Origin of the sequence: Candidatus Poriferisocius sp., assembly GCF_965214065.1 — a bacterium.
Lineage (GTDB): Bacteria > Actinomycetota > Acidimicrobiia > Acidimicrobiales > Bin134 > Poriferisocius.
Genome location: NZ_CBDCAT010000027.1, coordinates 180661 through 206926, shown reverse-complemented (window position 1 = coordinate 206926; position 26266 = coordinate 180661). Strand labels below are relative to the sequence as shown.

Annotated in this window: 20 protein-coding genes and 1 pseudogene; 9 read left to right on the top strand and 12 right to left on the bottom strand. The window is 66.4% G+C overall.

Annotated elements, in window-relative coordinates; all coding sequences use genetic code 11:
• Positions 1-104: 104 nt before the first annotated feature.
• Positions 105-992: a TauD/TfdA dioxygenase family protein gene (locus ACOOGG_RS07265; protein ID WP_420433765.1), complete on the bottom strand. Its 888-nt coding sequence runs from the start codon at positions 990-992 to the stop codon at positions 105-107.
• Between the two features lie 77 nt (positions 993-1069).
• Here ACOOGG_RS07265 and ACOOGG_RS07260 point away from each other — a divergent pair, with 77 nt between their 5' ends.
• From ACOOGG_RS07260 to ACOOGG_RS07250, 3 genes are all read left to right on the top strand, one after another.
• Positions 1070-2011, top strand: a complete 942-nt coding sequence (locus ACOOGG_RS07260) for an NAD-dependent epimerase/dehydratase family protein (RefSeq protein WP_420433763.1) — start codon at positions 1070-1072, stop codon at positions 2009-2011.
• Positions 2012-2038: 27 nt separating this feature from the next.
• Positions 2039-3253, top strand: coding sequence for a cytochrome P450 (locus ACOOGG_RS07255; protein ID WP_420433761.1), 1215 nt, complete (start codon positions 2039-2041; stop codon positions 3251-3253).
• 101 nt (positions 3254-3354) lie between these two features.
• Positions 3355-3648, top strand: a complete 294-nt coding sequence (locus ACOOGG_RS07250) for a c-type cytochrome (RefSeq protein ID WP_420433759.1) — start codon at positions 3355-3357, stop codon at positions 3646-3648.
• 1 nt (position 3649) lies between these two features.
• On the opposite strand, the gene ACOOGG_RS07245 is transcribed toward ACOOGG_RS07250, so the two are convergent.
• The gene (locus ACOOGG_RS07245) at positions 3650-4264 is read right to left on the bottom strand and encodes a cysteine hydrolase (RefSeq protein WP_420433757.1); all 615 of its coding nucleotides are present in this window, start codon (positions 4262-4264) and stop codon (positions 3650-3652) included.
• Positions 4265-4321: 57 nt separating this feature from the next.
• On the opposite strand from ACOOGG_RS07245, the gene ACOOGG_RS07240 reads away from it, so the two are divergent.
• Positions 4322-6625, top strand: a complete 2304-nt coding sequence (locus tag ACOOGG_RS07240) for a xanthine dehydrogenase family protein molybdopterin-binding subunit (protein WP_420433755.1) — start codon at positions 4322-4324, stop codon at positions 6623-6625.
• On the opposite strand, the gene ACOOGG_RS07235 is transcribed toward ACOOGG_RS07240, so the two are convergent.
• The 4 genes from ACOOGG_RS07235 to ACOOGG_RS07220 are packed head-to-tail and all read right to left on the bottom strand — an operon-like array spanning position 6600 to position 12131.
• The gene (locus tag ACOOGG_RS07235; protein ID WP_420433753.1) at positions 6600-8666 is read right to left on the bottom strand and encodes a hydantoinase/oxoprolinase family protein; all 2067 of its coding nucleotides are present in this window, start codon (positions 8664-8666) and stop codon (positions 6600-6602) included. The two genes, ACOOGG_RS07240 and ACOOGG_RS07235, sit on opposite strands and share 26 nt — an antisense overlap.
• Positions 8663-10402: a hydantoinase B/oxoprolinase family protein gene (locus ACOOGG_RS07230; protein ID WP_420433751.1), complete on the bottom strand. Its 1740-nt coding sequence runs from the start codon at positions 10400-10402 to the stop codon at positions 8663-8665. The genes ACOOGG_RS07235 and ACOOGG_RS07230 overlap by 4 nt, the downstream gene beginning before the upstream one ends.
• A gap of 37 nt (positions 10403-10439) precedes the next feature.
• Complete coding sequence (locus ACOOGG_RS07225; RefSeq protein WP_420433749.1) at positions 10440-11321, bottom strand: SDR family oxidoreductase; 882 nt, start codon at positions 11319-11321, stop codon at positions 10440-10442.
• Positions 11322-11348: 27 nt separating this feature from the next.
• Positions 11349-12131 (bottom strand): enoyl-CoA hydratase/isomerase family protein, encoded by a 783-nt coding sequence (locus ACOOGG_RS07220; protein WP_420433747.1) that lies wholly within the window; start codon positions 12129-12131, stop codon positions 11349-11351.
• A 66-nt stretch (positions 12132-12197) separates the two neighbouring features.
• On the opposite strand from ACOOGG_RS07220, the gene ACOOGG_RS07215 reads away from it, so the two are divergent.
• On the top strand, positions 12198-13067 hold the full coding sequence (locus ACOOGG_RS07215) for a MaoC/PaaZ C-terminal domain-containing protein (RefSeq protein ID WP_420433745.1): 870 nt from the start codon (positions 12198-12200) through the stop codon (positions 13065-13067).
• A 20-nt stretch (positions 13068-13087) separates the two neighbouring features.
• Positions 13088-14152: an amidohydrolase family protein gene (locus ACOOGG_RS07210; RefSeq protein ID WP_420433743.1), complete on the top strand. Its 1065-nt coding sequence runs from the start codon at positions 13088-13090 to the stop codon at positions 14150-14152.
• A 16-nt stretch (positions 14153-14168) separates the two neighbouring features.
• Here ACOOGG_RS07210 and ACOOGG_RS07205 read toward each other — a convergent pair whose 3' ends face one another.
• The 4 genes and pseudogenes from ACOOGG_RS07205 to ACOOGG_RS07190 all read right to left on the bottom strand — a co-directional run bounded on the left by ACOOGG_RS07205 (position 14169) and on the right by ACOOGG_RS07190 (position 19080).
• Positions 14169-15074 (bottom strand): SDR family NAD(P)-dependent oxidoreductase, encoded by a 906-nt coding sequence (locus tag ACOOGG_RS07205; RefSeq protein ID WP_420433741.1) that lies wholly within the window; start codon positions 15072-15074, stop codon positions 14169-14171.
• 72 nt (positions 15075-15146) lie between these two features.
• Positions 15147-17438: an arylsulfatase gene (locus ACOOGG_RS07200; protein ID WP_420433739.1), complete on the bottom strand. Its 2292-nt coding sequence runs from the start codon at positions 17436-17438 to the stop codon at positions 15147-15149.
• Between the two features lie 6 nt (positions 17439-17444).
• A pseudogene (locus tag ACOOGG_RS07195) lies at positions 17445-18202 on the bottom strand (SDR family oxidoreductase).
• Positions 18199-19080, bottom strand: a complete 882-nt coding sequence (locus ACOOGG_RS07190) for an SDR family NAD(P)-dependent oxidoreductase (protein WP_420433737.1) — start codon at positions 19078-19080, stop codon at positions 18199-18201. The pseudogene ACOOGG_RS07195 and the gene ACOOGG_RS07190 overlap by 4 nt, the downstream one beginning before the upstream one ends.
• A 45-nt stretch (positions 19081-19125) precedes the next feature.
• On the opposite strand from ACOOGG_RS07190, the gene ACOOGG_RS07185 reads away from it, so the two are divergent.
• Entirely contained in the window at positions 19126-19974 is an 849-nt protein-coding gene (locus tag ACOOGG_RS07185) for a TauD/TfdA dioxygenase family protein (RefSeq protein WP_420433735.1), read from the top strand.
• A 31-nt stretch (positions 19975-20005) separates the two neighbouring features.
• On the opposite strand, the gene ACOOGG_RS07180 is transcribed toward ACOOGG_RS07185, so the two are convergent.
• On the bottom strand, positions 20006-21568 hold the full coding sequence (locus ACOOGG_RS07180; protein WP_420433733.1) for an AMP-binding protein: 1563 nt from the start codon (positions 21566-21568) through the stop codon (positions 20006-20008).
• 107 nt (positions 21569-21675) lie between these two features.
• On the opposite strand from ACOOGG_RS07180, the gene ACOOGG_RS07175 reads away from it, so the two are divergent.
• Both ACOOGG_RS07175 and ACOOGG_RS07170 read left to right on the top strand, forming a co-directional pair.
• Positions 21676-23142: an aldehyde dehydrogenase family protein gene (locus ACOOGG_RS07175; RefSeq protein WP_420433731.1), complete on the top strand. Its 1467-nt coding sequence runs from the start codon at positions 21676-21678 to the stop codon at positions 23140-23142.
• Between the two features lie 55 nt (positions 23143-23197).
• Positions 23198-24739, top strand: coding sequence for a FadD3 family acyl-CoA ligase (locus ACOOGG_RS07170; protein WP_420433729.1), 1542 nt, complete (start codon positions 23198-23200; stop codon positions 24737-24739).
• Here ACOOGG_RS07170 and ACOOGG_RS07165 read toward each other — a convergent pair.
• A complete protein-coding gene (locus ACOOGG_RS07165; protein ID WP_420435183.1) occupies positions 24736-26190 on the bottom strand; it encodes a class I adenylate-forming enzyme family protein in 1455 nt (484 codons plus the stop codon). The two genes, ACOOGG_RS07170 and ACOOGG_RS07165, sit on opposite strands and share 4 nt — an antisense overlap.
• Between the last annotated feature and the right edge of the window lie 76 nt (positions 26191-26266).

Here is a 26266-nt window from a genome sequence, read left to right as displayed (position 1 = left end):
CGTCGGTGCGCCTTGCGAGGAACGCCGCTGCCGTCGCAATCCGCACCTGCCAATTCACAGACGGACCACTACGGGCGCGGCCGGCTATCGGGCATTCAGCAGCGTCAGGGGTATTTGATGGACAGCTGGCGAAGGGAGCGGGGGCCGGTGCTGTGGGGCATCTCCCGGCGGTGGACGGTGCCCACGGTGTCGAAGATCACCACGTCGCCCTGGCGCCAGCGGTGGGTGTAGGTGCGCTCACCGACGATGGCGTGGTCCAGGGCCGCCTGGGTGAGTGCGTAGGCTTCCTCAGGGTCGTCGATGCCCTCGAAGCCGCAGGAGAACGACGAGACATAGAGCGCCACCCGTCCGGTGTCGGGATGGGGCATCTCCACCGGGTGCTCCACCACCTCGCCGGAACCGGGATAGACGATGTCGGGGTTGGCCCGCAGTCGGCGGTCGGCTGCCGCAGATGGATCCTCGTCGTGGTGGTTCTGGTGAAGCCGGGTGTTGTTCTCCGAGGTGATGGTGTAGCGCCCGATGCGTCCGGCCAGCCTCTCGGCCAGATGGCCGGGCAAAGTCTCATAGGCGGCGTACATGTCGCAGTATGAGGTGTCGGCCCCGCCGTCGGCAGGCACCCGCTGGGCGTTGAGCAGTGACTCCCGGGCGATGGTGTTTAGGAAGGCGTAGTCGGTGTGCCACGGCAGGGGGCCGCTGCCGGCCGTGCCGATCTCGTGGCCGTCGTCGTTCAACTCGTTGGACACAGCCAGCACCTCAGGTACCTCGGTCGGGATGTTGTAGAGCTCATCGGCGGGGAACGGCTCGCCCAACTGTCGGGCCAGCGCGGCCAACTCGTCGGCGTCGCACTCCCTCTGGCCCCGCAGCACCACCACCAGCCGGTCGGCCAGTGCCTGGCGCAGAGCGGCAAGGTCGTCGTCGGACAGCGGCATGCCCGGATCCCAGCCTGATGCCAGCGCACCCAGGGGAGCGTCGATGGGCTCGGTGCGAATCATGTCTCTATCCCTATCATGTCAACGCTGAGTGCTCGCCGTGCTAGTACAAGGTCAGCAATAGTCGAGGAGGTACCGCTGTGGAAGGCCAAAAGATTCTGATTACCGGGACCGCAGGACAGATTGCCCTGCCCATGACCCGCCATTTTGCTCAGAACAACGAGGTGTGGGGGCTGGCCCGGTTCAGCCAGCCGGGATCCCGGGAGCAGGTGGAAGAGGCCGGGGCCATTCCCCACGCCGCAGATCTGGCCTCCGGCGAACTGAACGGACTGCCTGACGACTTCGACTACGTGATCCACATGGCCGCATTCATGGCCGCGACCCCTGATTACGACTTCGCCCTCACCCAGAACGCCGAGGCCACCGGCCTGCTTATGGCGCATTGCCGCAATGCCAAGGGCTTTCTGCACGCGTCCACCGCCGCCGCGTACAAGAACAACCCCGACCACACCTACGTCTACTCCGAGGGCGATCCGCTAGGCGACAGCGAGCAGCCCTATTCGGAGACTTACGGAGTGACGAAGATGGCCGCCGAGGCGGTGGCCCGGACCATGTGCCGGCTCTACGACCTGCCCACCGTGATCGGTCGCATCAATGTGGCCTACGGCCAAAACGGGGGTCTACCGGCCATCTTGCTGGCCATGATGACCAGCAGCATGCCAGTCATGCTCAAGGACTCGGAGCCCAACATGTTCTCGCCGGTCCACGAGCAAGATATGTGCGCCCACGCCGAGGCTTTCTTGGAGTCGGCCACCGTGCCGGCCACCATCGTCAACTGGGGCGGCGACCAGAACGTGAGCATCGAGGACATGTGCCGCCGCATGGGGGAGCAGGTCGGGGTGGAGCCCGACTTCCAGTACTTCCCGATGGGCACCCATAGCCGGGCCTACGACAGCGCCAGGCGCATTTCCATCACCGGACCGTGTTCGGTGTCGTGGCAAGACGGCATCGACGACATGGTGGCGGCGTGGGACGCCGAGAAGGGCCAACAGATGATCGCCCGGCTCATGGGCGAGGGTTAACCAGCAGTACGAGCACCAGGAGGAGTCATGCCCAATCACCCCACCTTCGACGGGGTCAACTTCATGGACGGATACTGGTTCCAGCACGAGCCCCACGAGGCGTGGACCTGGATGAGGGAGCACGCCCCGGTGTACTACGACGCCAACAGCGACGTTTGGGGCATCTCCCGCTACCACGACATCTTGGCCATCGAGAAGGACCCCAAGACGTTTTCGTCGCACCGCAGTCCCCGGCCTCACGGGGACTCGCTACCGATGATGATCTCGATGGACGACCCTCTGCACAAGCAGCGCCGCAAGCTGGTTAACCGGGGCTTCACCCCCAAGCGGGTGCGAGACCGCGCCGCCGAGGTCACCGCCATCTGCGACGAGATCTTGGACAAGGTGTGCGAGCGGGGCGAGTGCGATTTCGTGTGGGACATTGCCGCTCCGCTGCCGCTGATTCTGATCGGCGACATGCTGGGCTTTCCCCGCGAGAGCTATGACAGCCTGCTGGAGTGGTCCGACGACATGATCCGGGCCACCACCGAGACCGACCCGGCCGCCGCCGAGAAGGGAATGCTGGCCGGCATCGCCTACCGGGAATTCCAGCTTGAGGTGATTGCCGACCGGCGCTCCCGCCCGCCCCAATCCGATTTGGTCAGCGTGCTGTGCCATGCCGAAGTCGACGGCGAGAAGCTCGACGACGAGTCGCTGGTACAAGAGACGCTGCTGATACTCATCGGCGGCGATGAGACCACTCGCCATGTGATCAGCGGGGGGATGCTGGCCCTGCTGGAGCATCCCGACCAGATGGCGCTGTTCGATCAGCGGGCGGCTGACGACCCCTGGATGGAGCAGGCGGTGGAGGAGATTCTGCGGTGGGTGACGCCCATCAAAAACATGTCCCGCAGCGCCACCCGGGATGTGGATATGCACGGTGAGACGATCGGCGAGGGCGACCAGATCATCTTGTTCTATCCGTCGGCCAACCGGGACGACCGGGTGTTCGACGACCCGTTCAAGTTCGACTTGGAGCGCGATCCTAACAACCATCTGGCCTTCGGATGGGGAACGCATTTCTGCCTGGGGGCGTCTTTGGCCCGCCTGGAGCTCAAGATCATGTTCCAGCGGCTGGCCGAGCGAATGCCCGACATCCAGTTGGCCAACGACGACCTGCTGCCGTGGCGGGCGTCCAACTTCATTGTCGGCCCCGAGGCAATGCCGGTGACGTTCACCCCCAGCGCCCCGGTGGGAGCTTGACCCTGTCTCGTCCCCATCGGGGAAGGAGCCTTGGAGCACTGCTGCTGAGCGGCTGCTTAGCACTGGCGGCTGTTGCCAGCTGTAGTGAGGGGACCGATCCCGTGGAGCCAGCTGCACCGGAGGATCCCCCGGAAAGCCAACCCGCATCTCCTGAGGAGATCGCCACGGGCAAGGGTGTGTACTTGCAGCGCTGCGTGGGGTGTCACGCCGTCGACGGTAGCGGCATCGTCGGCCCCGACATCCGCCCCGGCAAGGTCCTGGAGAAGTACGCCTCGGCTGAGGCGATGGAGGCAATAGTGCGCGATGGCCTTGGTGAGATGCCCGAGTTCGGTTCCAAGCTCACCGACCCTGGGATCGCCGCCGTGGTGGCCTACGTGAGAGGCGGCCTGGGCTGACCTAGCCCGCCCAGGCGCCGACCACGTCGGCGGTGGCGGTGATGGTGGCGACGATGCCGAGGGTGTGCTCGAACACGGCGTCTACGTATTCGGGCGGGGTGCCAGCCACCGCGTCGCGGGGGATCACCACCGTGTAGCCGGCGTTGACGGCGTCGAAAGTCAGGTTGATGATGGCCACATTCACCGACACCCCCACGGCCACGATGGTGCGGATGCTCTCGTTGCGCAGCAGCGAGTCGAGCTCGGTGCCCTCGAACGGCGACAGGCCGTGGTGGCGGGGCAGCACAACATCGGCGTCGGCCACCCCGATCTCGGGCACAACCTCCACCGCGGGGGTGCCCATGTGCAACTGCACCGGCATCTTAGGCATGGCCCGAAATAGCCGGGCGTTGCGGTTGCCGCCCCACCCGTCGGCCCGGTGCTGTGCCGTGCAGTGGATCACCCGCACCCCTGCGTTTCGGGCTGCGGCCGCCAGCGCCGCCACATTGGGGATCAGCCCCTCCTTGGCGGCCTCAGCCAGAGCGGGAAGAGCCGATAGCTCCCCGATCACCCCGTTCTGGCACTCCTGAAGCACCAAAGCAGTGGTCGCGGGATCGATTATCTCACGCAGTTCCATCCCAATTCACCCTCCCATTCCAGGTTCTGACAGTGCGCCATCCATAATGGCCACCCTATGGCTGGATCGATTCTGGGGACTGAAGTTATCCGCCGGGAGGATGGCACCCTGCTCACCGGGGAGGGTCGGTACACCGGCGACATTAGACCCGAGGGGCTGTTGACGGCCTGCTTTGTACGATCGCCGGTGGCCCACGGCACTATCGAGTCCATCGAAACCGAGGTGGCAGCCAGGCATCCCGGTGTGTTGGCCGTGTTCACCGCAGCCACGCTGGGTTTGGGCAAAGTGAAGCCTCGCATGCAACTCGACGCCCACTTCGATCGGGAGGCTCTGGCCGGCGACCGGGTCCGCTTTGTGGGTGAGCCGGTGGCCATGGTGGTGGCCGAGACTCTGTCCGCAGCCCAGGATGCTGCCGATTTGGTCATAGTCGAATACGAGCCGTTGACGGTGTCGATGGACGCCGAGGCCGTAGTGACTGGTGGCGAGGCGCTGCTGTTTCCAGAGCGGGGCTCAGATGCAATCGTCGCGGCATTCGGCCCGGTTGAGGGCCTGCACGACGAGGCCGACAAGGTGATTACTGCTCGCATCGTCCACAACCGGATGGCGGTGGTGTCCATGGAGCCCCACGCCTTGTTGGCCGACCCAACGGGAGACAAACTCACGGTCTGGGTATCCACCCAGGGTGTTCACGCCACAAGAGATGGCATCGCAGACTCCCTCGGGCTGGAGCACGATGATATTCGAGTGATCGCGCCCTGGGTAGGAGGCGGATTTGGGGCTAAGGGGGGGTGGGGATCTGAGCATGTGGCAGTGGTTGCCGCTGCCCGGCGACTGGGCCGTCCTGTGGCGTGGACTGAGACCCGGGCCGAGAACCTCATCTCCATGCAGGCCCGCGACCATGTTCACTACGCCCGTCTGGGGGTGACCGACGACGGCCGAATGGTGTCTCTGGAGGTAGTGGCGGTGGCGGATGCAGGGGCCTATCCGGGGTTGGGGGGCGTTTTGCCCTTTGCAACTCGGCTTATGTCGCCGGGGGTCTACGGCATCGGCAAGGTGCAGTTCGACTACGCAGTAGCGGCAACCAACCGGGCGCCACTGGGCGCCTTCAGGGGCGCGGGCCGGCCTCAGGCCACCCTGACAATCGAGCGCATGGCCGACTTGGCCGCTGCCGAGTTGGGGATCGACCCGGTGGAGCTTCGCCGCCGCAACTTCTTGGCACCCGAGAGCTTTCCGTTGGTGACCCCAACTGGCGGGGCTTACGACAGCGGCGAGTACGAAAAGGCGTTGGACAGAGCATGCGAGCTGGCCGGCTACCAAGAGCTGCGCCAACAGCAGGCCGACCGCCGGGCCGCGGGCGACCCCTGCCGGTTGGGCTTAGGGGTGTCGAGTTATGTGGAGGTGACCGCGCCGGTCGGGCAGCAAGAACACGCCTCGGTTGAAGTACATCCGGATGGGTCGGCCACAGTGTCAGTTGGCACCGCTTCTCACGGGCAGGGCCATGAGACCGCTTTCACCATGATCGCCGCCGATCGGCTGGGAATCGACATGGAACGCATCGCCTTCGTGCAGTCCGACACCGCACTGGTGGCGAGAGGCGACGGGACCGGTGGTTCGCGCAGCGCCCAGCTCGGAGGCAGCGCCATCCATGCTGCCTCCATGGAGGTGCTGGACATCGCCCGACAGCGGGCGGCGGAGCTACTGGAGGCCAGCGCTGATGACATCGTGGTTACCGACGACGGCCGCCTGGGGGTGGCCGGGGTGCCCGGTGCGGCGGTCAGCTGGGAGCAGGTAGCTGCATTGGCCGAGGAGCCGCTGCGGGCCGAGTTGGACCACACCACCGACGGACCGACCTTCCCGTTCGGTACCCACATCTGTGCGGTTGAGGTGGATATCCAGACCGGTATGGTCACGCTGTTGCGCTTCGTGGCAGTGGATGATGCCGGGAACCTGCTCAACCCGATCATCGTGGCCGGCCAGCAGCACGGCGGGGTGGCGTCGGGTATCGGCCAGGCGCTGTACGAACACGTCGTGTACGACTCCGACGGAAATCCTCTGACAACCGGCCTGGCCGACTACGCCATGCCGTCGGCCGCCGAGTTCTGCGACTTCACCGTGGACAGCACCATCACTCCCACCCACCTCAACCCCCTAGGGGTGAAGGGCATCGGCGAGGCTGCCACCATCGGCGCCACCCCCGCGGTGCAAAACGCGGTGATCGACGCCCTTAGCGACCTCGGCATCCGCCACATAGACCTGCCGCTAACCCCCGAGCGGGTATGGCAGGCCATCCAGTCGGCAGGCGAGTCCGAGTCCGCGATCTCCTGGCCTACCCTGCCTAGCCCGGGCGCAGCACCAGGCTGAGGTGGCGGTCAGTTGATGCGGTCCAGCCTTCGGGGACGACGACGGTGGAGGAGGACTCTTCGATGATGGCGGGGCCGGCGATGGTGGGGCCGGGCAGGAGCGTGTGGCGGCGGTAGACGGGGGTGTCGGCCATTTTGCCGTCGAACCAGGCGGGGCGGAAGGAGAGGGGTACCGGCGGTTGGGCTGCTACTTCGTCGGTTGACCAGTCGGGTTTCGGGACTGTGCCGATAACCCTCACCCGGTAGTTGACGAACTCCACCGGGTCGGCTTGGCGGATGCCATAGAGCTCTTCGTATTGCTCGTTGAAGGCGGCGGCCGCCCCGTTAAGGTCGCCGCCATGGAGGGGGACGGTCAGTTCGTGGGCCTGGTGGCGGTAGCGGACGTCGATCTCGCGCTCGAGCACGATCTCGTCGGCTCCGAACCCCTCCGCCCCGATCTCGGCGACGGCCATCGCTTCCAGCTCGGTGTAGATGGCCTCGATAACACTGGTATCGACGCCAACCGAGTCGATCACCTGGGTGCGGACGTGATCGGTCACCACGTCGGAGGCCAGCAGGCCCACCGCCGAGCCCACGCCGGGGTTGGCCGGAATGACTACCGCGGCGATGCCGAACTCCTCGGCCAGACGTGCCACATGCACTCCGGCGGCGCCGCCCGAGGCCAGCAGGGTGAAGTCGCGGGGGTCAATGCCCCGCTCCAGGGTCACCACCCGCACTGCGGCGGCCATGGTGGCGTTGACCACCTCGTACACACCGGCGGCGGCCTCTTCCGGGGACAGCGCCATGGGCTCGGCCAGCTCAGCCAGGGCGTCATGGGCCAGATCGGCCCGGATGGCCATTCGGCCCCCGAGGAAGAAGTTCGGGTTCAGGTAGCCCAGCAGCAGGTCGGCGTCAGTCACCGTGGGTCGAGTTCCGCCCCGGTCGTAGCAGGCTGGACCCGGCTCGGCCCCGGCGGAATCCGGTCCCACCCGCAATGCACCCCCGCTGTCGAGGTAGGCGATCGATCCGCCGCCGGCGCCCACTTCGGCTAGGTCGATCACCGGGATCTTGATGGGATAGCCGGTGTTGATCTGCTTCACGCCCGAAGACGCGGTGCCCCCCACGAAGAACTCATGGGCGATGGCCGCCTGGCCGTTGCGCACCAGCCCCGCTTTGGCGGTGGTGCCGCCCATGTCGAAGGAAATCAGATCGTCGATGCCGCTGAGGCGGCCGATGTGAGCGGCGGCCATCACCCCGGCGGCTGGCCCCGACTCCACCAACTGCACCGGCCGCCGGGCCACGGTGGCCGCCGAGATGATGCCGCCTGACGAGCCCATAATCTGCAATCGAGCCCCGATGCCCTGTTGGGCCAGCTCTTCGTCCAGCCGGGCTATGTAGCGGGTAACGGTGGGGCCCACGTAGGCCGACATCACCGTGGTGCACGCTCGGGGCAGTTCCCGGTACTCAGGCCACACCTCGCTGGAAACCGCCACGTAAAGGTCGGGGTTCAGCTCGGCGATGATGTCGGCCATCCGGCGCTCGTGCTCCCCGTTGGCGTAGGAATGGAGAAAGCACACCGCGACTGCTTCCACCGGCTCGCGGGCCAATAGGTCGGCCAGCGCCGTGCGGGCTTGCTCGGTGTCGAGTGGCACCACCACCGAGCCGTCCGCCCCGGTGCGCTCCACCACGTCCACGGTGCGCCGCCGGGGGACAATGGGCGCCTGTTTGGTGTAGAAGAGGTCATACTTCTCGGCGTCGCCCTTGCGCTCATTGCCAATGATCAAGACGTCGCCGAACCCGGCGGTGGTGACGTAGGCCACCGGGCCCCCCTTGCGCTCCAAGATCAGGTTGGTGGCCAAGGTGGTGGCGTGGACCGCTTGAGAGACCTCGTCTGGGTTGCACCCGGCGTCGTCAAGTAGCTCGGCAATCCCGTTGAGCACCCCGGTTGCGGGGTCGTCGGGGGTGGTAAGCACTTTGGCAGTGCAGATGCTGCCGTCGGTGCGATCGATCAGCACCACGTCGGTAAAAGTTCCGCCGATGTCGATGCCCAAGGCGACGGTCATCGGCTTCTCAACGCCGCGGTGGCCGCCGGGTCAACCTCCCCGCTTTCAAGGACTACCACCCCGTAGTCCCGGCGGGCGGCCTCGGGCGACACTCGCCCGTCTCGCACATCGGCGCCCACCAACTCAGGGTCGCGCTCGAACGGGTCGCCGAAGCCCCCGCCAGCGGAGGTGAGCATGGTGATCATGTCTCCGGCCCGCAGGGTGTGGGCGGTGACCTTGGCCGGAAGCGGCTGTTCGTCGGGAGTTCCATGGTTGAGGACCCAGCCCCCGCCTGCGCCGGGTGAGCCACCGTAGATGCCGGGAGGAGGGCGGCGGCACCGGTCGGTGGCCCTGCCAGTGAACTGGCCGTCGGCCAGGATGCGGATGTCGCGGCGCGCTCCGGTTCCTCCCCGCCACCGTCCCGGTCCTCCCGAGTCGGTCCACAGTTCGAAGCGCTCGAAGCGCACCGGGTGCTCTTGCTCATAGGCCTCAACGGTGTGGAACGCTCCGCCGGCACCGAGCACCAATGGGCCGGTCACGTCTACGCCGTCGCGGTCGGAGCGGGCGCCAGAGCCGCCGAACTGGGGGTCCATGAACGCCCATGGACGGCCGTCGGCCCCGGTTCCGTTCATGATGTAAACGTGGACGTTGCAGGAGGCGGCCACCGCTCGGGCCGGGTCGAGTTGCGAGAACGCACCCAACATGGCCTCCGCCACAGCCATGACTGTAGCCATGCGGGCGTTGAGCGCGGCGGGCGGGTTGGGGTTCACCAGGGTCCCCTGAGGCAGGCGCAACTCCAAGGGCCGGAAGGCGCCGTCGTTCACCGGGATGTCGGGGGCCAGCAGGCAGCGAACCGCGAACAGCACCCCGGAGGTGGTCTGCGATACCGCGGCGTTGATCGGTCCCGACGCTTGGGGTGAGGTGCCCTCGAAATCGGCGGTGATGGTCGAGCCGCTAATGGTGAGGGAGACACGCACTTCGTGGTCGGCATCGGGGTTCACGCCGTCGTCGTCGATGATGAACGAGCCGGTGTAGGTGCCGTCGGCCAGTGCCTCGATGCCAGCCCGGGTCCGGCGCTCGGTGTAGTCCAACAATTCGTCGGTGATCTGGTGCAGCCGCTCCAGTCCGTAGCGATTGGCCAGATCGGCCAGCCGGTCGGCCCCCAGGTTGGTGGCGGCGATCATTGCCCGAATGTCGCCCAGCACCTTCTCCGGGGTGCGGCTGTTGGCTGCGATCACATCCAGCATCGGCTGGTTGGGGACCCCGGCCTTGGTTAGCGGCACCGGGGGCAGCACCAGGCCCTCCTGGAACATGTCGGTGGCATTGGCCGGCAGCCCGCCGGCGGCCATGCCGCCCAGATCGGCCACGTGCAGCAGGGCGCAGGCGAAGAACGCCAGGGTTTCGTCGATGAACACCGGGCGGAACACCATTACGTCGTTGGAGTGGATGCCGCCCCGGTAGGGATCATTGGAGGCGTACACGTCGCCGTCGGCCATGGAGTCGGGCGGGAAGTCATCCAGCAGGGAGCGCAGCGACGGCCGCAGGCTGGACAAATGCATGAGCGGCGCGCCCATCGATTGGGCGATGAACTGGCCCTGGTGGTCGAAAACCGCGGCGGTGGAGTCGCCACCCTCTTTGACCACCGAAGAGTAGGCCGATCGCACCGTGGTGAGCCCCATCTCCTCGGCGATGGCTCCCAAGGCGTTCTTCACCACCTCCAGCGCAATGGGATCGGAGGGGCGGTGATCGGTGCTCATCGGTTAGGCGTGGTCCATGGCAATCAGAGCCCTGCGCTCAAAGCTCGAACGGACCCTTGCCCATCTGGTCGCGGATGGTGGTCACCGCCGGATTTGTCATGGAGCGGCGCTGCCAGTTGGCTCCGTCCACCACCATGGTGTGGCCGCTGATGAACTGGGCGAAGGGGGAGGCCAAGAAGGTGGCCGCCCAGCCCAGCTCCCGCAGCCGCCCCACCCGCATGGCTGGCTGGCAGGGATCCTTCTCGTGGGTCCGGTCGAGGCTGGAGCGGATATCGGCGGTCATGTCCTCGTGGGGGAACAGCCCCGGCACCAGGCCGTTCACCTGGATGCCGTAGGGTCCCCATTCCACGGCCAGGCTCTCGGTCATCGACTTGACCCCGGCTTTGGCCGCGGCCGAATGGGCAAATCCGGGGCCGCCGGTCCAGGCGTAGGACGCCCCGATGTTGACGATCGACCCCGGCGTTCCTGCGGCCAGATGGCGGCGGGCGAACTCCCGGGCGCAGAAGAAGGTGCCGTTGAGAGTGATGTCCACCACCGTGCGCCACGCATTGGGCGACATGTCCTCCGAGGGCACCGGGAAGTTGGCCGCGGCGTTGTTGATGAGCACATCAGGCAGGCCGAACCGGTCGGCAGCCGCGTCGAAAGCCTCTGCAATCTGTTCGGCCTGGCGGATGTCGCAGCCCACCACCAGCACCTCGGCGCCGACCGCCTCGATGGCCGCCTGGCCGGCTTCAAGGTGATCGGGCTTGCGGCTGGCGATAACCAGGTTGGCCCCCAGACGGGCGAATTCGGTGGCGATGGCCTTGCCCAGGCCGGTGCCCCCGCCGGTGACAAACACCGTTTGGCCGTCGTAGGTTCCCGGCACCAGCGCGGTGGTGCCCTCCGGGGCTGGCTCGGGCAGTCCGATTATCTCAGCCATGGCTCAAGTCCTCCTTGGGGTCGTTTCTCAAGAACGCTTGTACTCGGGATCGCGTTGCTCGGCTCGGGCTGCCCGGAACTCGGCGTAGTCGTCTGATCGGTTGACCAGCGTCTGGTAGGCGTACTCGTCGTTCATGGAGCGGCGCAGATTCTCGTCGGCCAGGTTGCGGATCACCCGTCGGGCGAGCTGCACCGTATAGGGCGAGGCGGCGGCGACCTTGTTGGCCATCTCCATTACGGTGTCGTCCAACTCCTCAGGCGCCACGATGCGCGAAACGATGCCGTGGGTCAGGGCCTCATCCGCGTTGAGAACACGGCCGGTGAGAACCATGTCGCTGACCAGCCCTGATCCGCAGATCTCGAATAGGCGGCCCACCCCACCGGTGTCGGGGATCACCCCGTGGGTCACCTCGGGGAGCATGAACCGAGCGCCTTCGGCAGCCACTCGGATGTCGCATAGCAGGGCCCGCTGGAAGGAGCCGCCGATAGCCCATCCCTGGATGGCCACGATCACCGGGGCATCGATTTCCCAGAGCTGCTGGATGCCCCGTTGGCCTCGCTCCATAAGGGCGTGGTGGGCCATTTCCACCTGCTGGCCGCCGATGGCGGCCACATCGCGGCCCGACGACCACGATTTGCCCTCGCCCCTCCACACCACGGCCCGAATGGATTTGTCGGCTTTGATCTCGTCCAGGATCTCGAACAGCGCAAAATCCATCTCGTCGTCGAAGGCGTTGTGCTTGGCGGGGTTGTTGTTGGTGATAACAGCGATGTGCCCGTCCCTGGTGAGCTGTACTCGTTCATCGGCCATGGCCTCACCGTATATGTCGCTGGGCCGGCGGGAAGAATGGTGCCGATTTGGGACACAATGGCACCCATGGCGATGTACATGGACTTGGTAGGGCACCGGGGAGAGCCGTCCCAGCGGGGATGGCTGCCACGGGATTGCACGCTGTATGCGCTCAGCGTGGGAGCGGGGTTCGACGATCTGGCGTTCGTGGGCGAGAAGGCGTCGGGCCACCCCCAGCAGGTTTATCCCAGCTTCGTTTGCTCGGGAGGGCGGTCAGACAAGCCCGGCAGCGGTGGGAATCCCATGTTCCGATTTGGCGACTACAAAGTCCACCAACTGGTTCACGGCGAGCAGGAGCTGACCATTCACGGCGAGATCGGCCCAACGGGGTCGGTGATTGGAACAAGCACGGTGGTGGGTATCTACGACAAAGGCTCAGGTGCGGTGATCCATTCCCAGAGCGAGTCGGTGGACGCCGCCACCGGTGAGCCGCTGTTCACCACCGGTTCGAAGCTGTTCGTGATAGGCGAAGGCGGCTTCGGAGGCGATCCCGGGCCCAAGGCCCCGCCCTGGAATGTCGGTGAGTCTCCGCCCGACGCCACCGTGGACTGGCAGACCCTGCCGGTGCAGTCGCTTCTCTACCGGCACGGGGGAAACGACCCCAACCTGATTCACTACGACCCTGCGGTGGCGGCGGCGGCCGGCTTCGACGGCCCCATCCTCATGGGGCTGAACACCTACGGCTTCGCCTGCCGAGCCCTAGTAGAGACGGTATGCGGGGGCGACCCGCTAGCTCTGGGTTCGATGGCCGGACGCTTTGCCTCCCCCGGCTACAACGGCGATGTGCTCACCACCCAGATCTGGCACAACCCCGCTGAAGAGAACGGGGTGCTGTTCCGAGTGGTCTCCAATCGGGGCACGACGGTCTTCGACAAGGGCCGGGCCACGCTGCGGTGAGCAGCAGAGAGGGCAATGCCATGCGCAGATTGGTGATAGACGCAGACGGGCACATCAGCGAGCCCCCCGAACTGTGGGAGGAGTTCTGCGATCCAGAGTTCCTGGCCTTCGCCCCCCGACGGGTGCTCGACAGCCAGGGGCGGCCCCGCACCTTCGTGGGTGGGGAGATGGCCCCCTACATCCCCTTTGACTCTGACGCTTATGACAAGGAACGCCCCAAAGGGGGCGTTGATCCCCACGCCCGGTTGGCCGATATGGACAGCGAGGGCATGGACGTCTCGGTGATCTTTCCCACGACCGGGCTCATGTTCGGGGGCATTGCCGACGCCGCGGTGAACAACGCCTTGTGCCGGGCCTACAACGACTGGCTCCGCACCTACTGCGACACCGACACATCCCGCTTGTTGGGGGTGGCGGTGGTGCCCCAAGTGGACCCGGCGCTGATGTTGGCCGAGGCCCGCCGAGCCATCGATGACTTGGGTTTCGTGGCCGTGATGCTGCGCCCCAATGTGATTGCCGGCCGGACCCTCGACCATCCGGCCTACGACGGACTGTGGTCGCTGCTAGCCGACCGGGGCGTGCCCGCGGCTCTGCACGAGGGCACCACCCAGAATGTGCCCCAGTCGGGGCTGGACCGATACGACAACTTCATGTTCCGCCACGTGTGCTCCCATCCCCACGAGCAGCAGATGGGCTGTTTGGAGCTGACCGCCGGCGGTGTGCTGGAGCGCCATCCCGAGTTGCGGGTGGTGTTCTTGGAGTCGGGTTGTGGCTGGATCGCCCATTGGCTGGAGCGCATCGACGACCACTTGGACTCCTGGGGCCACGCCTCGGCCCCGTTGGAGCTGAACGCCACCGAGTATTTCCAGCGGCAGTGCTTCATCTCCTGCGACCCCGAGGAGCGGACCGTTCCGGGCGTGATGGACTGCCTGGGCGACGACTGCGTGGTGTTCGCCACCGACTACCCTCACCCCGACGGCGTATTCCCCGGCGTGGTGAAGGCGCTGGCCGATCGGGAGGACCTGACCGAAGGCCGCAAAGACAAGATCTTGGGGCTCAACGCCCAGAGGTGCTTCGGCCTCTGAGCGACGATTTGTGCGATCAGAGCCCCATGTCGTGGTAGTCGGGCATTTCGTAGCGGCCGATGGCTTCGGCTCGGCGGTGGAGGAGGGCGACGGTGTCCTCGATGTTGCGGCCGATGATGAAGCGGCGCTCTTCCACGCAGTCGACCACGAAATTGCCGTGCTCCAGTAGATCGGCCACCTCGGGCTCATATCCCCGGATCTCCGTCATGATGTCCTTGAGCTCTTGGAAGGTCATGCTGCGCCGTCCGGTGGCGTCGCCCACCCGGGCCAGGTGGGCGGGACGGTTGCGCTGGGCGGTGAACAGGCCGGTGTCCAACATGCCGCCCGACGGATAGAGCACCGAGGCCCGCAGGTCGCTGCCTTCCCGGATCAGGTTGGTGTGGACCGTCTCGGTGAAACAGCTCACCGCCGCCTTGGATGCGGCGTACACCGAGGCGGTGGGAACGGGGGCGAAGCCGCCGTCGCCCGAGGAGGTGTTGATGATCTGACCGGGCAGCCCGCCAGCCAACATGCGGGGCACGAACTCGGTGGTGCAGATGGCCACGCCGAACACGTTCACGCTGAAGCACCACCGCCAGTCGTTGGGCTCCTGCTCCCAGGGCTTGCCGCCCCCGCCGGAGGTGACCCCGGCATTGTTGAAGAGCAGGTTGCAGCGGCCGTGGGTGTCGTAGACGTAGTCGGCCAGGGCGGCCACCGAGTGCTCGTTGGCCACATCAGTGGGACAGCCAGACACCGGTCCGATATCGGACAGCTCGGCCACGGTGGCCTCAGTCGTGTCGGCCTCGATGTCGGCGATCACCACGGTGGCACCCCGCTGCAAGAGCGCGGTCACGATGCCTTTGCCGATGCCACCGGCCCCGCCGGTGGCCACCGCCACCATGCCGTTGACGTCGAGTCGCTCAGATGGGGTATCGCTGCTCATGGTGCCTCCTGTGATGGCCGACGGCTGTGGTTTAGCAGTTTTTTCGCGGCCGGCCCAACGGACCGCTCAGGCTCAATCAGCGTTGAGAGATTCCCGGGCGACTTGGGCTGGGTCGGGAGGTGCGGCGCTCGGGGTGGTGACATCGACGTGAGCGATGGTTCCAGTCCACGGGAACGGAGGCTGGTATTCGTCGTTGACCGGGAAGCCGGAGTCGTGGCCGATGATCAAACCGGTACCGCCGTTCTGCCATGAGTTGGGCAGCGTCCGGTCCAGTTCCAGTTGGGCCGTCACCTCGCCGTCCACCAGCAATTCCACGAGGCTTGAGGCCGGCGAAGTCGGCTGATAGCGGCATCCCAGGCTGGTGGCATCAGCGGGAATCGGCGGGGTGGCCAGTCGGTACTGGTCGCCCGACAGGCACAGGCCGAGCACCAGGGCACCATCCAATCCGTAGAGGGCCAAGCCGCTGGTCCAGTCGCCCATGGCCCACACGATGCCCTCGGCACCGGCTGGGTCCACCGTCACCTTGGCATCGATAGTGAATCCCCGTACCAGCACGGGCATAACTTCGTCGGCCACTCGACCGCCACCGGGTCGATACCGGGCTCGGGCGGGGGGCGGATAGGCCGGGGGGTATATGGCGGGCATGCGCCCGGCGTAACCGTCGTCCAAGGGCAGCACGTGATAGCGCCCGGCTGCTGACCACCAGGCAGCCTGCAACTCAGCCAGCTTCTCGGGGTGCTCGGTGGCCAGGTCATGGGCTTCAGAGAAGTCCTCGTCGAGGCTGAACAGCGACCAAGTGTCGTCGTCAAACGAGCGGCTTCCCTCCATCAGAGCCACTTCGTCGCCGTGGGCCTGGCCCACATGGTCGGTGGTGGCCTTCCAACCATCCAAGTACATGGCTCGCGACCCCTGGACCTCGAAGTACTGCTCGGATCGGGATGCAGGAGCATCGGCGTCGTCGAAGGTGGCAGCCAGGCTGGCGCCGTGCATCGGCATCTGGGCCACCCCGTCCACTTCTTCAGGGGCGTCCACCCCGCAGAGCTCTAGCACGGTGGGGGCCAAGTCGATGGCGTGGCAGAACTGGGAGCGGACCTCACCTCGGGCGGCGATGCCCGCGGGCCAGTGCACCACCAGCGGGGTGCGAGTTCCCCCCAGCCACGCATAGCGCTTCCACAGCCGAAACGGGGTATTGCCGGCCCACGCCCACCCCCAGGCGTAGTGGTTGTAGGTGCGGGGTCCGCCCAACTCGTCGAACCACTCCAGGTTGGCGGCGACCGACTCGGGGAGGCCCTTGGTGAACCGGTGCTCGTTCACCGAGCCCACGTGGCCCCCCTCGGCGCTGGCCCCGTTATCGGAGCACAGCATGACCACGGTGTTGTCCAACTCGCCGATCGCCTCGAGGTGGTCGATCACCCGGCCGATCTGGGCGTCGGTGTGGGTGACGAATCCGGCGTACACCTCGTGCATGCGGGCGAACAGCCGTCGGGCATCGTCATCGAGGTCCTCCCAGGGCTGAACCCACGGGGGCCGTTCGGTGAGCGTGGTGCCCTCTGGAGCGATGCCCGAGGCAAGTTGGCGCTCGAAGGTCCGCTCCCGCCATCGGTCCCACCCGTCGTCGAACTTTCCCCGATAGGGCTCCACCCACTTGGGGGACACTTGGTGGGGGGCGTGGGTGGCCACCTCAGCGTAGTAGCAGAAGAACGGCTTGTCGGGGGCGGCATGCTTTTGGTCGGTGATGGTGGCGATCACTTGGTCGCCCAGATCGGCGCTGAGGTGGTAGCCGTCCTCGTAGTGGGCCGGGGGGTCGATGTAGTGCTGGTCGCGCACCAGATTTGGGGCCCAGCAGTTGGCCCCGCCGTGGAGCACCCCGTAGTAGCGCTCGAAACCCACCCCGGTGGGCCACAGGGTGAACGGCCCGGCCGCGCTGCGCTCGCCGCGGGGGGCGAGGTGCCATTTGCCGATGGCCATGGTTCCCCAGCCGGCATCCCGCAGGATGCGGGGCAGCATGGCGGCCGACGAGGGGATGCGGGCGGTGTAACCGGGGAACCCCATAGTCATATCGGACAGAAAGCCCATGCCCACCGCGTGGTGATTGCGCCCTGTCAACAGAGAGGCCCGGGTGGGCGAGCACAGGGCGGTCACGTGGAAGCGGTTGTAGGCCAGGCCGCCTGCGGCCAGCCGGTCGATGCTTGGGGTGGCGATGTCGGCCCCGAAGCAGCCGAGCTGGGCGAAACCGGTGTCGTCCAGGAGGATCACCAATACGTTGGGCGCCCCCTGAGGAGCTCGGGGCAATTTCGGGGGGCGGGGCGTGGACTCTGCGACGGTTAGGCCGATATTGGCGTTGGGCGACGATTGAGGAGGCATGGGAAGTCAGCGGCGCGATCGGTAGTCGCTGCCGGGGACGGTGGCGAACGGGAATGGCTCGGGCTCTCGGCCTTTGAACAGCGCGAAGCACTCGCCGGTGAGGCCCGAATCGAGGATGGCCATGGCGGCCTCGGCCACCTCTTCTGAGTCCATGATGACCATGCCCGCGGCCTCTAGACGGTCTCGATTGCCGCCCAAGAATCCAGTACCGACGGTGGCTGGGCAGATGGCGTTGAGGCTGATTCCCCGCTCTGCGAGGTTGGGGGCGGCGCTGCGGACCAGGGCGGCTATGGCGTGTTTGGACATGGAGTATCCCAAGTCCACCGGCAGCGGGCTGAACGAGGCCATTGAGCCGGTGACCAGCGCGTGTCCGCCCCCGGCGGCTTCCAGCAGAGGCAGCGCAGCCCGCAGGCCGAACACCGCGCCGTGCTGGTTGATCCGATGATGCGGTGGTAGTCCTCGTCGGTCATCGCGGCGATGTCGCCCAGCCCCAGCATGACCCCAGCATTGAGGTGGACTAGATCGAGTCTGCCTGGGTCATCGGTCAACTCGGCAGCCAATTTGGCCCAGGCCGAGGAGTCGGCCACATCGAGGTGGCGATACCAACCCCCGATCTCATCGGCAACCTGCTGACCGGCGCCGTCGGCCACGTCGGTGCAGATCACGTGGGCCCCGGCGGCGGAGTAGCGGCGGGCACAGGCCGCCCCGATGCCCGACGCGGCCCCGGTAACCAGCGCGGTCTTACCTTGGAGGTCCACGCTCATCTCCCGGACTCTTGGGCGCCACGGGCGAAGGCGTCTTCGGTGTCGAGGTCGAAGAGGCCGTTTATGAACTGGAGCGGGGGCTTGGTGGTGAACTCCCGCTCGGCCTGGGTGGGCATGATCTTCTCCCGGTGGCGAAGGTCCCACATGCTCTCGCACCGCCCCGAGTACTGGTCGGGCTGCTCCAGCATCCAGATGATGCCGTCGGCGGGCACCGACGTGGGCTCCCAATCGGAGAGATCGATGTCGCCCATGTTGGCCAGCGTGCCCTCGGAGGCCACCGGGATGTCGATGCGGAAGCAGTTGACCGCAATGCGGTCGGGATAGAGCTGCCGGGCCAAATCGGTGGTCATCCGCTCTAGGGCCAACTTCGACATGCCATAAGACATAAGGCCCGGCACCGGGCGGAGGGCGGCCTGTGACGACAGGCTGATGATGCGTCCTCTCCCTGCGGCCCGCAGGTGGGGAAGGGCGGCTCGCACGGTGAGCAGCGGGGCCCGCAGGTTGATGTCCATGATGAGGTCGTAGCGCTTCAGCGGAATGTCCACTTCGCCGACGAATGTCACCGCTGCGTTGTTGACCACCACGTCGAGGCGGCCCCAAGCCTCCACCGGGGCAGCCACCATGGCCTCGATATCGTCAGCCGAAGTCAGGTCGGTGGGGACGGCAAGCGCCTCGCCTCCGGCGGTGACCACCGTCTCCACGGTCTCGTCGATGGTGCCGGGAAGCGGCTTGGGGGATGCCTTGGTAGAGCGGGCTGCGCACGCCACCTTGGCCCCTTTGGCTGCCGCGGCCAAGGCAATCGCCGCGCCCACTCCCCGGCTGGCCCCGGTAATCAGCACTACCTTCCCGAACAGGTCAAAGGGCTCAGAGTTCTGCACGTATCGCTACCCTAATGACTTGATGCCATTCACAGTGGAGCTTACGTGGGCGAGTACCGGCACTTGACGGTGGCCCCGGTGGGGAGTTGCATAGGCGCGGAGATCGGTGGAGTGGATCTGAGCGAGGATCTGGCCGACGATGTAGTCGCCGAGATTCGCCAGGCTTGGCTGGCCCATCTAGTGGTGTTCTTCCGGGGCCAGCATCTGACTCTCGACCAGTTCTCGGCGTTCGCCCACCGCATCGGCACTCCCGGTCGGTACCCGTTCGTGCCGGGGCTGCCTGACCACCCTGAGATCATCGAGGTGAAGAAGCTGCCCCACGAGACAATCAATTTTGGCGGCATCTGGCATACCGACACGGCCTATCTGGAGCGGCCGCCCATGGCGTCGATGCTGCTGGCCCGGGAGGTGCCCGCCGCGGGCGGTGACACCGAGTTCGCCAACATGTACGCCGCCTTCGACGCGCTGTCCGACGGTCTCAAAGATTCCCTGCGGAGTCTGCGGGCGGTGAACAGCTCGGCGCTGGCCGACGTGTCCAAGACTCGGGAAGACCGCATCGCCGATGCCGCCAACGCTGGACACGAGGCCGGTGAAGACTACGAGGCTGTTCATCCCGTGGTCCGCACCCATCCAGAGACGGGCCGCCAGTCTCTATACGTCAACGTGGCCCACACCGCCCGGTTCGAGGGAATGACCGAGGAGGAGAGCAGGCCCTTGCTGCGGTATCTGTTCGCCCACCAGTCCCGCTCAGAGTTCACCTGCCGGTTCCGCTGGGTAGTGGGATCGCTGGCGCTGTGGGACAACCGCTGCGCCATGCACAACCCGATCAACGACTACCACGGCCAACTCCGGGTCATGCACCGGATCACCTTCGAGGGCGATGAGCCTCGCTAGTGGTCCGTTGCGCCGGCCCCGGCGGGCCAGATCAGACGATGCGTGATTCGGAATCGGCCGACCAGTAGCGGTCTCGCAGATAGCGCTTCATCAGCTTGCCGTTGGGGTCGCGGGGCAGCGACTCATCGAAGTCCACCGCTCGAGGGCACTTGAAGGCAGCCACCCGCTCGGCGCACAAAGCCAGCAGAGCAGCCTCGATGTCGTCGCCTGTCCGTTCCGGGTCGATCAGCTGAACCACGGCCAGTACTTCTTCGCCCAAGTCGTCGTTGGGCACGCCAATCACCGCGGCATCGGCCACCTCGGGGTGCATGATCAGCGCGTCCTCGATCTCCTGGGGGTAGATGTTGACCCCGCCGCTGATGATGGTGTGGGCCACCCGATCGGTGAGGTACAGGTAGCCGTCGCCATCCAGCCGCCCCATATCGCCCAGCGTGCGCCAGCCGTTGGGGTGGGCAGCGGCTGCGGTGCGCTCGGGATCGTTGTGGTATTTGAAGTCCCGCCCCCCGTCGAAGTACACCACTCCGATCTCACCGCGCGGCACCTCGTTGCCGTCGGGGCCCACGATGTGTACCGGCTGCAACGGCCGCCCCACCGATCCGGGGTGGGCCAGCCACTCCTGCGATGAAATGGCGCTATGGCCGATGTCTTCTGTGCCGGCGTAGTACTCGAACAGGATCGGCCCCCACCACTCGATCATCTGCCGTTTGACCTCCACCGGGCAGGGGGCGGCGGCGTGTATGGCCAACTGCAAACTGGACACATCGGCGACCTCCCTAACGTTGGCGGGCAGCTTCAGCATCCGGGAGAACATGGTGGGCACGAACTGGGCGTGGGTCACCCGGTACTCGCTGATGAAGCGAAGGCAGTCGGCCGGGTCGAACCGCTCCATGAGCACCACGGTTCCCCCCACCCGATGCACGCACATGCAGAACACCAGCGGGGCCGAGTGGTAGAGGGGAGCGGGCGACAGATACACGCTGGTGTGGTCCACGCCGTAGTTGGCCATGCCCAGCGCAGTCTGCACCGCGGGGTTGGCAGGGTCGCCGATGGCAGTTTGGGCCGTCGGCTTGCGGATGCCCTTGGGCCGCCCGGTGGTGCCCCCGGAGTACACCATCTCCCGCCCCTCGCCTTCGTCGATGATCGGCGCAGTGGGCAGGCCGGCCGCGGCCTCAGCCATCGGCTCGAATCCGGCGATCCCTTTGGTGCCGGTGGTGAGGCGAACCGGCACCCGGGCCAGATCCAGCTCGGCCACTACCGGGGTGGTTCGACCCGAAGCGACCACGGCGGCGGCTCCGCAGTCGTCGAGCACTGCCTGTAGCTCGCCAACGGTGAGGTGATAATTGATCGGGGTGTAGATCAACCCGGCCAGTTGGGCAGCCCAGAACACTGCCAACGATTGCGGGGTGGTCTCCGACACGATGGCCAGGTGGTCACCGGCCTTGAGGCCCCGGGACCGGAGCAGATGGGCCAGCCGGTTGGCCTCCTCGTCCAGCATCCGATAGGTGATCACCTCACCGGTACGCCCCATGATCACCGCGGCACGGTCGGGCATCTGGGCCGCGAACCGCCGGGGGTGGAGCATCTCCGAGTCCATCGGCGGGACGATAGTTGCTCCTGAGCTTCGGCAGGTTCACGGCGATTATTTCTGCGACACACCACTAGGGTGAGGCCAGTTTTCAGGCAATCAGGGAGAAAACAGCCATGTGGCACGAGGAGCGGCTATTGGTCGACGGCGAGCTGCGGGACGCTGGCGGGGGCGGTGTTTTCGAGACGGTGAACCCGGCCACCGAGGAGGCTCTCGGCGTGGCGGCCAACGCCACCGAAGCCGACGCTTTGGCCGCAGTGGCTGCGGCCCGTCGGGCGTTCGACACCACCGACTGGGCTCGCGACCATGAGTTCCGGGCCCGGTGCCTGCGCCAGTTCCACGCTGCCATGGAGCGCCATCTTGAGGAGATGCGAGAGCTGACCGTGGCCGAGGTGGGCTCGCCGGTGATGCTCACCCACGGCGGCCCGCAGCTTGAAGCCCCGGTGGCTTCGGTCAAGTGGGTGGCCGACATGATGGACGACTACCAGTGGACCGAGGACCTTGGGGAGGTTGAGGCCTACGGCGGCCTCCACCGGCGGTGGATCGAGCGGGAGCCCGTGGGGGTGGTGGCCGCCATTACCGCCTACAACTTCCCAGTCCAGCTCAACCTGGCCAAGCTAGGACCGGCCCTGGCCGCTGGCAACACAGTCGTGCTGAAGGGGGCGCCCGACACCCCGTGGTCGGCGCTGGCATTGGGTCATCTGATCACCAACGAGACCGACATCCCACCCGGTGTGGTCAACATCTTGAGCTCGGCGGAGAACTCGGTGGGCGAGGTGCTCACCACCCACCCCGATGTTGACATGGTGACCTTCACCGGCTCCACCGCCACCGGGCGAAAGATCATGGCCGCAGCCAGCGCCACGGTGAAGAAGACCTTCTTGGAGCTGGGGGGCAAGAGCGCCTATGTGGTGTTGGATGACGCCGACGTGGAGGGCGCGGCGGCCATGAGCTCGTTCATGATCTGCACCCACGCCGGGCAGGGGTGCGCGATCACCACTCGCCTGGTGGTCCCCCAGTCGATGGCCGACACCGCCGCCGAGGTGATCTCGGCCACGCTGGCCGCCATCCCCTACGGCGATCCCACCGATCCCGGCGTGATGATGGGACCGCTCATCAACGCCCGCCAGCGAGACAAGGTCCACAATCTGGTGACCGCGGCGGTGGACCAGGGGGCGACGCTGGCCGCCGGCGGCAAGCGCCCTGATCACCTGCCAGTGGGCTACTACTACGAGCCCACCGTGCTCACCGGGGTTGGTGAAGACGACCTCATTGCCCAAGAGGAGGTCTTCGGGCCAGTGCTGGCCATCATTGGATACGAGGGAGGCGACGACGAAGCGGTGCGGATCGCCAACAACTCCATCTACGGACTGTCGGGCGCGGTGAGCAGCGCCGACCCCGAACGGGCTCGGGCGGTGGCCCGGCAAATCCGCTCGGGCACCATAAGCGTGAACGGCGGGCTGTACTACGCCCCCGACGCTCCCTTCGGAGGCTTCAAGCAATCGGGCATCGGCCGGGAGATGGGCGTGGCCGGTTTCGAGGAGTTCCTCGAGATCAAGACCCTGGCCGAACCGGCCGCCTGACCATCGGGCCGGGGCCGACATGGCAGAAACGGGAGAGTGGGCCAGTATTCCGCTGATGGCCCAATCAGCCGCCGAGCGGTTTGGTGGTGCCCCTGCTGTTGTCGAGGGTGACAACGTCATGACCTACGCCGAGCTGGGACAGCGAATCGATCAGGCGGCCGCAGCTATGCAGGCTGCCGGGGTGCAGCCCGGCGACCGGGTGGCGGTCTGGGCCTCCAACCGCTCGGAGTGGATCATCGCCGCGCTGGGACTCCAATCCGCCGGGGCTGCGCTAGTGCCGGTGAACACCCGATTCAAACCGGCCGAGACCGCCTACATCCTGGCCCGTAGCCGAGCTCGACTGCTGGTGGTCGAAGCCGGATTCGCCGGTATCGACCCCGCTGGCTTGTTCGACCAAGCCGATGCCGACCTATCCGAGCTGGAACAGATTGTCGTGCTGTCGCCCGGAGAGTCAGGCGAGGTTCCCAGCAGCGTGTCATGGACAGATTTCCTGGCCGCCGGCGACGCCGTGCCCCCCGCCGCGGTGGAATCCCGGCGCCGGGCGGTGGTCCCCGACCTGATCAGCGACGTCCTCTTTACATCGGGTACCACCGGCGCCCCCAAGGGGGTGATGATGACCCACGGCCAGACCCTGCGGCAGTTCTCCGACTGGTGCGACTTTGCCGATCTGCGAGAGCAGGATCGGTATCTGATCGTCAACCCCTTCTTCCACATGTTCGGCTACAAGTCCGGTTGGCTGGCCTGCCTGATGCGGGGGGCGGTGGTGTACCCGTTGCCGGTGTTCGATGTCGACCGGGTGCTGGAGCTGGTGGAAGCCGAGCAGATCACCGTGTTTCCCGGCCCTCCCACCGTGTACCAGACCATCCTCGACCATCCCTCTCGCGCTGATCGCGACCTGTCCAGCCTGAGGGTGGCGGTCACCGGGGCGGCCGATATCCCGGTGGAGCTGATCCGCCGTTTGCACGAGGAACTGCCGTTCGAGCGCATCTGCACCGGCTACGGCCTCACCGAGGCGGGGACCTGCACAGGAACCCGATCCGGCGACGACTACGAGACCATCGCCACCACTGTGGGCCGGGCCATGCCCGACCTCGAAGTGTGGGTAGCCGACGGCGACCATGAAGCAGCCCGAGGGAAAGTCGGCGAGGTTCTGGTGCGGGGTTTCAGCGTGACGACCGGCTATTTCGACGAACCCGAGGCCACCGCGGCGGCAATCGACGACGACGGGTGGCTCCATACCGGCGACCTGGGAACGATGGACGACCGGGGATCCCTCAAGATCGTCGGTCGGATAAAGGACATGTTCATAGTCGGCGGCTTCAACGCCTACCCCGCCGAGATCGAGAACATGCTGCTGGGCCATCCCGACGTGGCCCAGGCCGCAGTGGTGGGTGTGCCCGACGAACGGTTGGGGGAGGTGGGCCGGGCCTTCATCGTGCCCCGGCCCGGCGCGGCTGTCGATCACGACGAGCTGATCGCCTGGAGCCGGGAGCGCATGGCCAACTACAAGGTGCCCCGATCGGTGGTGCTGCGGGAGTCGTTCCCCATGAACGCCACCGGCAAGGTGATGAAAGACGAGCTTTTGGCCGGCAACTAAGCCGACGGCGGCGCAAACTGGAGCTTCAGCTCCCTCCTGAGGGTCTTGCCCGAGGGCAGACGGGGGATGGCCTCCACGATGTGCAACGTATGGAGGCGCTTGTAGGCGGCCAGCGAATCGGCCACCAGCGCCTTCAGCTCCTCGACTGTGGCATCGGCTCCGGGGATGAGCTGCACCGCGGCGGTCACCGCCTCGCCGGCGTCGGGGTCGGGCACTCCGAAAACCGCGCAGTCGGCCACTGCGGGATGGCCCAGCAACACGGCCTCCACCTCGGCGGGAGCCACTTGGAAGCCCTTGACCTTGATCATCTCCTTGACCCGGTCGGTGATGTGCAGCCATCCGTCGGGTTCCATCCATCCCACATCGCCGGTGCGGTACCAGCCGTCGGTGAAAGCGTCGGCGTTGGCCTCGGTGGGCAGGTAACCGGCCATCATGGCCGGGCTCAGAGCCTGGATTTCGCCGACCTCGCCTGGTGGCAGTACTTCTCCGGTTTCAAGGTCGGCGATGCGAAGCTCCACGTCGTGAACCGGCGGTCCGGGAGAGTCGAGCCGCCACAAATCAGGCCGGTTTACCGGGTTGCTGGTGAGCACAGGGGCCTCGCTGGCGCCGTAGGCGGGCATAAACGGAACGCCGGTGCGCTCGGTTACCCGCTGGGCCACGCTCTCGGTCACCGGGGTGGCCCCCCACATGATGTAGCGCAACGACGACAGGTCGTACCGCTCCAGGTCGGGGTGGTTGGCCATGGCGATCGCAATGGGGGCGACCGCCATCTCCAGGGTGATGCGATCGGCTTCGATGGCGGCGAGCATGGCGTCGAGGTCGAACCGGGGGTGGAGGCGCACCGATGATCCGGCCCACACCGAGGAGAGCAGGTTGAGCAGCCCGAGGATGTGGAACGGAGGGGTGGTGATCTGAAAGCGGTCTTCTGGGATCAGGCCTAGCACTGACCCCCAAATGATGGTGGCTGCGTTGATGCTGGCATGGGTGTGGAGCACCGCTTTGGGCATCCCGGTGGTACCCGAGCTGAACATCAATATGGCCTCGGTTTGGTCCCAGTCGAGGTCGACGGTGACGGGCTCGACCGGACTGTCGGCCACGGCTGCGACCGCGGGATCGTCGTCGAGGTGGATCACCCGGTCGACCAGCTGAGGAGGTAGGCGAAGATGGGTGTCACCGTCGGTCACGGCCAGCACCGGCTCGGTGAGGTCTACGGCGTGGGCGGTTTCGGCCTGCTTCCAAGCAGAGCTGATCATCACCGCCGAAGCTCCGAGCTTGATGATCCCGAATACGGAGGTGAAGAACTCTGGTCGATTGGAGGCCATCACTGCCACCCGCTGGTGGGCACGAACACCGCGATCGGCCAGCAGGCGAGCGAACCCGTCGGCCTGTCGATTGAACTCCCGATAGCTCAGCGCTTGGTCTTCGAACCGGATGGCCACCCGGTCTCCGATCCGATCAGCGGCCGACTCCAATAGGCTGTGAACGCTGATGCCCTGGGGATATTCCAGTGGCGGGAATATCGACGAC

Bases quoted from the DNA above. Each gene is read 5' to 3' on its own strand.
- ACOOGG_RS07170 (WP_420433729.1), top strand. From the start codon at position 23,198: ATGGCCCAATCAGCCGCCGAGCGGTTTGGTGGTGCCCCTGCTGTTGTC.
- ACOOGG_RS07230 (WP_420433751.1), bottom strand. From the start codon at position 10,402: ATGAGCACCGATCACCGCCCCTCCGATCCCATTGCGCTGGAGGTGGTG.
- ACOOGG_RS07210 (WP_420433743.1), top strand. From the start codon at position 13,088: ATGCGCAGATTGGTGATAGACGCAGACGGGCACATCAGCGAGCCCCCC.
- ACOOGG_RS07175 (WP_420433731.1), top strand. From the start codon at position 21,676: ATGTGGCACGAGGAGCGGCTATTGGTCGACGGCGAGCTGCGGGACGCT.
- ACOOGG_RS07215 (WP_420433745.1), top strand. From the start codon at position 12,198: ATGGCGATGTACATGGACTTGGTAGGGCACCGGGGAGAGCCGTCCCAG.
- ACOOGG_RS07205 (WP_420433741.1), bottom strand. From the start codon at position 15,074: ATGAGCAGCGATACCCCATCTGAGCGACTCGACGTCAACGGCATGGTG.
- ACOOGG_RS07240 (WP_420433755.1), top strand. From the start codon at position 4,322: ATGGCTGGATCGATTCTGGGGACTGAAGTTATCCGCCGGGAGGATGGC.
- ACOOGG_RS07255 (WP_420433761.1), top strand. From the start codon at position 2,039: ATGCCCAATCACCCCACCTTCGACGGGGTCAACTTCATGGACGGATAC.
- ACOOGG_RS07245 (WP_420433757.1), bottom strand. From the start codon at position 4,264: ATGGAACTGCGTGAGATAATCGATCCCGCGACCACTGCTTTGGTGCTT.
- ACOOGG_RS07220 (WP_420433747.1), bottom strand. From the start codon at position 12,131: ATGGCCGATGAACGAGTACAGCTCACCAGGGACGGGCACATCGCTGTT.
- ACOOGG_RS07200 (WP_420433739.1), bottom strand. From the start codon at position 17,438: ATGCCTCCTCAATCGTCGCCCAACGCCAATATCGGCCTAACCGTCGCA.
- ACOOGG_RS07265 (WP_420433765.1), bottom strand. From the start codon at position 992: ATGATTCGCACCGAGCCCATCGACGCTCCCCTGGGTGCGCTGGCATCA.
- ACOOGG_RS07180 (WP_420433733.1), bottom strand. From the start codon at position 21,568: ATGGACTCGGAGATGCTCCACCCCCGGCGGTTCGCGGCCCAGATGCCC.
- ACOOGG_RS07225 (WP_420433749.1), bottom strand. From the start codon at position 11,321: ATGGCTGAGATAATCGGACTGCCCGAGCCAGCCCCGGAGGGCACCACC.
- ACOOGG_RS07235 (WP_420433753.1), bottom strand. From the start codon at position 8,666: ATGACCGTCGCCTTGGGCATCGACATCGGCGGAACTTTTACCGACGTG.